Annotated in this window: 3 protein-coding genes and 1 pseudogene; 2 read left to right on the top strand and 2 right to left on the bottom strand. The window is 53.6% G+C overall.

Features of this window, described 5'->3' with window-relative positions:
• Positions 1-266: 266 nt before the first annotated feature.
• Positions 267-1,298, bottom strand: a complete 1,032-nt coding sequence (locus tag ACT6VE_RS34615; RefSeq protein ID WP_082382526.1) for an aldo/keto reductase — start codon at positions 1,296-1,298, stop codon at positions 267-269.
• 226 nt (positions 1,299-1,524) lie between these two features.
• On the opposite strand from ACT6VE_RS34615, the gene ACT6VE_RS34610 reads away from it, so the two are divergent.
• Positions 1,525-1,857: a transposase gene (locus tag ACT6VE_RS34610; protein ID WP_156318317.1), complete on the top strand. Its 333-nt coding sequence runs from the start codon at positions 1,525-1,527 to the stop codon at positions 1,855-1,857.
• A 6-nt stretch (positions 1,858-1,863) separates the two neighbouring features.
• Here the strand turns inward: ACT6VE_RS34610 and ACT6VE_RS34605 are convergent, their stop codons facing one another.
• Positions 1,864-2,685 carry a TetR/AcrR family transcriptional regulator gene (locus ACT6VE_RS34605; RefSeq protein ID WP_287891642.1) on the bottom strand — a complete coding sequence of 274 codons (822 nt, stop codon included), beginning with the start codon at positions 2,683-2,685 and terminating at the stop codon, positions 1,864-1,866.
• A gap of 30 nt (positions 2,686-2,715) precedes the next feature.
• Here ACT6VE_RS34605 and ACT6VE_RS34600 point away from each other — a divergent pair.
• Positions 2,716-2,954: pseudogene (locus ACT6VE_RS34600) on the top strand (hypothetical protein); the annotation flags it as partial.

Here is a 2,954-nt window from a genome sequence, read left to right as displayed (position 1 = left end):
CCTTGGAAAACCCATATAATCAAGGTCTAACCCCTATGTCTACCCCCACCCGCGCACAGGTCTCCTAGGCAGAAGTCCGGTGCATCCGATCAAGCGGAATGGCTCATCCCACGTCCCGATAGGGACGAATTCGCTCGACGGCTGCTTGCCAACAAAGCTCTTACTCGTGAGTGACGACCTTTCTATCGAACATCTCTCCGGATTTCAGAGTGTGATTCATCCCATCAGTACAACCCGCGTGGCCCTCGGTTATGAACAATGTACGATCATAGGAAGTATTGAGGATCAGACCGATCACGGCTTGTGAAATCGAGCATCCATTTGGGATAGAGGGGCGCCGGTGCACTGACTTGGTTGAGCCGATTGAGTTCATCCTCGGTCAGTGACCATGTCACTGTATTCAGGTTATCGACTAGTTGCTGGGGCTTCGTAGCGCCAACAAGGACCGAACTCACAGTCTGCTTTCGGAGCAGGTAATTGAGCGCGACTTGCGCAGGGCTTACATCGCGCTCTTTGGCAATGTTTTGGACCTCGCCAAGGATATCATAGCCCCGATCCTCGTCGAACTGTAGAAAATTCTGCTGTTCGCGGTCACGGCGCCCATCTCCAAGTGCCTTGCTTCCTCGCGGATATTTGCCAGTCAGAAATCCAGCAGAAAGTGGTGACCATGTAGTCAATCCAAGCCCTTGATCCTCGCAAAGTGGTGCGAGTTCATATTCTACATCGCGGGTGATGAGCGAATAATGAGCCTGAAGCGAAACAAATTTTTCCCAGTGGTGCCTGTCACTAATCGCGAGCGCCTTCATCAATTGCCAAGCGAAAAAATTAGAACAACCGAGGTATCGAACCTTACCTTGCTGAACCAAGCAATTTAGCGCCGAAAGGGTTTCCTCTAAAGGGGTGATGAAGTCAAAACTATGTACAACGTAAAGATCAATGTAGTCGGTTCCAAGGCGCCTGAGGCTTTCTTCGCAACTCTTTATTATGTGGCCTCGGCTTAGGCCGACATCGTTAATTTCTTTGCTCATCCGCCCCCGTACTTTAGTCGCCAATACTAACTGATGGCGCTTATCCTTTACAGTTTCACCGAGTATTTCCTCCGATCGGCCATGGGAATATACATCGGCCGTATCGAAGAAGTTTATACCGCTATCAATAGCGATGTCGGTTAGTCGCTGTGCCTCACTGATGTTTAGGCCACCCACCACTTCCCAGTAGCCGCCTGCTCCGTAGGACATTGTGCCAAAGCTCAGCTCTGATACGAGCAATCCGGACTTCCCGAGTTGTCGATATTGCATTTGCTTTCTCCTGATAAAATTCAAGTAGTTGTAGCCATACAGGGCGGATACCCATGTGGATGCCCGCTGGATATCTGCGCACCATTAATTTCAAGGTAAGGTGCCAAGTCTCCGAATTCCAGGATGGCGTTGTATCCTGCTTCATCTTGCGACGGAGAGTTGCCCGTACACCCTCGTAGCCAGTTATCGTTGGCGGTGCACCTTGAGCGGATGAGCAAGGACGGCGATCTCCAAGACCACCTCGTTGGCTATAGCAGAGCTCGCAACGATACGCCTGCGGCTCATCAAGGTCATTGCCCGCGTCGTCAAAAGCTGCTCGCATATCCGTCTCGCTATTGCGTCAGTCTGCCCCGAGATCGGCGTGTTCAAGGCCATCACCACCTGTCTCCGGTCAGCGCCGACATCGCCAGTGCGGCGGAAACCCTCAAGGCCCGAGCCCTCTCCCATCAACGTCGAAAAGCCCCTTGTTCTTGTTGCGGCGAAAAACGCCGAGGCCGACGCTCGCCCAGACCGCCCCACCAAACCCGAAACACCCGCTGTGCAGCGGGCTCATAAATAAGCCGGGCTAAGTAACGACGCCGTCTGGAATACTTGCGCGATCAAGCAGCCATCCGACCGCAAGATCGATGTAAGCGTCGATTTCCGTTTTTGACACCGGAGCGGCCCCAACAACCAGCCGCGCCACGGCATCTCCCTGTATCATTGCATAAAAGACGATTGACCATCGTCTCAGCGTCGCCAGGTCAATCGACGGATCGCTGATAGTCACCAGATAATTGGCAAGATGATCATAGGCCGTGTCATGACCGCATGAAAAGAAGATATCGGCAATTTCGGGATTGCGAAAGCCTTCGGCGCTGGCAACCCGTTGCAACCCCAACACCTCGGGCTCGCTGAGCGCGTCGACGAAAGCGTGGGCAAACTTGGTAAGTATCCCGCGCGGTGGATCGCTGTCGGCTGAAATGTCAGAAAGCGGTTCCATCATGCTCGCGCAGCGGGTTTCCATCATTGCCTGGAACAAGCCGGATTTGCCGCCAAACTGCTCATAAACCAGACTTTTCGAACCGCCTGAGCATTCAACAATTTGAGATATCGTTGCTTTTTCATAACCATGCTGCAGGAAAATCTCCGTTGCAGCATCAAGGATGGCAACCACACGCGCTTTCCCGCGGCGACGCAGTGGTTTGGTCTTGAGTGCAGCAGTTTCTGGTGTATCCGGCAAAATAGTAACGGCCTGTACGGTATCGATTCGGGGCTTTTGAAAATGCAATTCCATTTTAAGGCGCTTCAGCGAACTGTCAAAAATCGCGTGCGTTGCTCGGGAGGCCAGGTCGGAGCACTTGCCACAGCTCTGCTTCTGCTGGCCGGATGCGGCAGTGACAGCCAACCGGAGGATGCGCCGGTATTGGTGCGAAGCATGGTGTTGTCCCCTGCGGGGAGTGACGGCGCGGGCACACGTGCAAACTATGCCGGAACTATTTCATCACGCATTACAAGCGAGATTGCTTTCAGAGTGCCGGGACGCGTGATCGCGCGCAATTTTGACGTTGGCGACAGGCTTGCAGCGGGAAGCATTCTTGCCAGACTTGATCCGGCACCGTTTCGCAATAATGCGCAGTCGGCGGATGCTGCTGTGGCGGCTGCTAGCGCTGAACT

Origin of the sequence: Shinella sp. (assembly GCF_052438155.1) — a bacterium.
Classification (GTDB): domain Bacteria; phylum Pseudomonadota; class Alphaproteobacteria; order Rhizobiales; family Rhizobiaceae; genus Shinella.
Note: the sequence above shows the minus strand (reverse complement) of the source record. Positions and strands in the feature narration are given on the sequence as shown.

Coding starts and splice junctions, on each gene's coding strand:
- ACT6VE_RS34615 (WP_082382526.1), bottom strand. CDS start 1,298: ATGCAATATCGACAACTCGGGAAGTCCGGATTGCTCGTATCAGAGCTG.